3 protein-coding genes and 1 pseudogene are annotated in these 2571 nt (G+C 37.0%); 1 reads left to right on the forward strand and 3 read right to left on the reverse strand.

All coding sequences use genetic code 11. From position 1 onward, the window contains the following. Positions 1 to 161 precede the first annotated feature (161 nt). Positions 162 to 341: a hypothetical protein gene (locus PX481_RS03690; RefSeq protein WP_002758553.1), complete on the forward strand. Its 180-nt coding sequence runs from the start codon at positions 162 to 164 to the stop codon at positions 339 to 341. Positions 342 to 562: 221 nt separating this feature from the next. Here PX481_RS03690 and PX481_RS03695 read toward each other — a convergent pair. The 3 genes and pseudogenes from PX481_RS03695 to PX481_RS03705 all read right to left on the reverse strand — a co-directional run bounded on the left by PX481_RS03695 (position 563) and on the right by PX481_RS03705 (position 2432). After that, a pseudogene (locus PX481_RS03695) lies at positions 563 to 769 on the reverse strand (type II toxin-antitoxin system HicA family toxin). After that, positions 766 to 972, reverse strand: a complete 207-nt coding sequence (locus PX481_RS03700) for a type II toxin-antitoxin system HicB family antitoxin (RefSeq protein ID WP_002758550.1) — start codon at positions 970 to 972, stop codon at positions 766 to 768. Before PX481_RS03700 ends, PX481_RS03695 begins: the two are co-directional and overlap by 4 nt. Before the next feature lie 605 nt (positions 973 to 1577). Then, a complete protein-coding gene (locus PX481_RS03705) occupies positions 1578 to 2432 on the reverse strand; it encodes a WD40 repeat domain-containing protein (protein WP_288025464.1) in 855 nt (284 codons plus the stop codon). Positions 2433 to 2571 lie beyond the last annotated feature (139 nt).

Below are 2571 nucleotides of genomic sequence, written 5' to 3' on the forward strand. Positions count from 1 at the left end.
AGGTAATTGACCACCTGAAAATGGGTAAAACCCCACACCCCACACCCCACACCCCACACCCTGCCCCCACGAAAAACTTTTTCAGCAGCCCCTAAGTAGGGAGGCGCAATTATTTGTAGGATGGGTTAGCGGTAGCGTAACATAATCGGGCGTTGGGTTTCATGCTTCAACCCAACCTACGTTCTTGGGAAATTGCATTAGAACGAATTGACGCAACTCGAAAAGCCATTTATGAACGTCGTCAGGGAAAACCATTTAAAACCGATGTTACTGAAATTATTCATCAAATGAGAGAAGAAAGAGATCGGCAATTGATGGAAGTGCGATCTCCAATCTTGTAGGGTGCGTGTTTGCGGCGATAATCTCTGACAAAAAAACAAATTAATAATCTGCCGTAACGCAACAACTTAATTATTCAATTGGTGCGTTACACTTTCGCGCTTCGCACCCTACGAATTAGCTTGTAGGGTGAGTGTTTGCGGTTACTAATTCTGATGAAAAACTAAAATTAATAATCCGCGCCCCACGCCCAAATTTATCATCAAATTGGTGCGTTACGTTGTCAAATATCATCTTCAGTTAATCCTGAATCTTTGAGAATACCTTTTAATGTTCCTATCGGTAAATCTCGATTTCCATGGGTTGGTATAACAATAATTGCAGAAACATTTTCTTTGGTATAGATATAATGACTTCCTTTAATTCTTGCCAATTTCTAGCCAAATCTTTCAACGACTTTACATAATTTTTTACCTGAGATTGACTTCATACAGAAATCTCGACTAATTGCTGATTCTCTTTTCGATCAAGTAATTTTTTTTCATGAGAAACTTCTAACCAGCCTTCTATTGCCTCTTTAACCATGACCATCAAATCATCATAATTTTCTGCCCAAGTATGACAACCAGACAAAGCTGGTACATTTGCACACCAAACATCGTCTTCTTGCCAGACAACCACTTTGATATTCATAATAAATATTTTTTATTGACTGAGATTTATTTTAAAAATAACATAAATTTGTTTTTTTTTGTGTAAGCCTGATCTTGTAGGGTGGGTGTTTGTGGCGATAATCTCTGACAAAAAAACAAGTTAATAATCCTCGCCCCACGCACCAACTTAATTATTAAATTGGTGCGTTACGCTTTGGCTAACGCACCCTACGATTTATGTTTCTGTTTGTGGCGATTATCTCTGAAAAAAAACCTAAATTAACAATCGGCTGTAACAGAGCAACTTTATTATTAAATTGGTGGGCTAATTCTTTGTACCAATCCCATCACACAAATGCTTATCTTCCTTCTTAACACCAGAATTAGGATTGTGCAAATAAACCCGCACCCAATCGCAACTACGCCCCATTAAAGCGTTTAAGTCCTGCATTGTCCTACAATCTTTCTGTATTGCCCTACAATGCTTCTGCATCGCCCTACAATCCTTCTGTATCCTCACAAAGAAGTCTAAACCAAGATTAACGGGATTTTAGGATTAACTGGATTATTTACTTGGAAACTCCTGACAATCTTTTAAGATTGAGCATCTTGAAAATCCTCTAATCCTCAAAATCCTGATACTGACTATTTTGTACCAATCCCATCACACAAATGCCTATCCTCCTCCCTGACATTAATATTATTCTGCAAATAAACCCGCACCCAATCGCAACTACGCCCCATCAAAGCATCTAAATCCCAGCCATTGTTTCCATTCCAGAGTTTTATTGTTCCAAGATTATCAACAGAAGCTAGGGTTTTGCCATCGGGACTAAAGTGAATACTATTGAAAATAGTACTCTTATTATCATTATTGAAACTATCTTCATAATCCACAAGAGTTCGGAATTTTATTTTTTTGTCTAAACTCCAAAGTTCAATTTCCTTTTTTTTCTGACGAATAACGGCAAGAGTCTTACCATCTGGGTTGAAAACCAAACCACCAAAGTGATTGTCATCGCCATTTTCATTATTCTCTGTAAGGGCAAGAATTTGTTTACCATTTTTAACATTCCAGATTTTGATAATTCCATAATCATTACCAGTTGCTAATTTATTACCATCGGCACTAAAACTAACATAGTGGATATTAGGATCATGTTCGGTAAAGGTACGGATTTCTTTTCCTGTTTCTATATTCCAGAGTTTAATAGTGCCGTCATAGCCGTTCACAGAAGCTAACATTTTGTTGTCAGGACTAAAACTCATAAAAATCGGATCTGAGGGATGCTTGACACCTTTCTGAGTTAGTTGTGAGGGTTTAACTACTGGAATTATATAAGTTTTTTCCCCTGTCTCTAAACTCCAGAGTTTGATTGTTCCATCACCAGAGATAAAAGCGAAGGTCTTGAGGTCAAGAGCAAAATGTATCTTACCTAAAGGAGATTTAAAAGGGAGAAAGATATCTGGCTTTTTGAAACTGTGAATGATTTTCTTCATCTTTAAATCCCAGACTGTGATAAGCTAAAACGCACTTAAACCACCTAAAATAGAAATAGTAATTTTAGAAAAATCCTACTTATGCCAGCCAAAGATTTCCTAGACTTAGAAGAAAAGAAAAACTTACAAAAAGCTCTTA

It is taken from the genome of Microcystis sp. M53603_WE2, assembly GCF_030065435.1.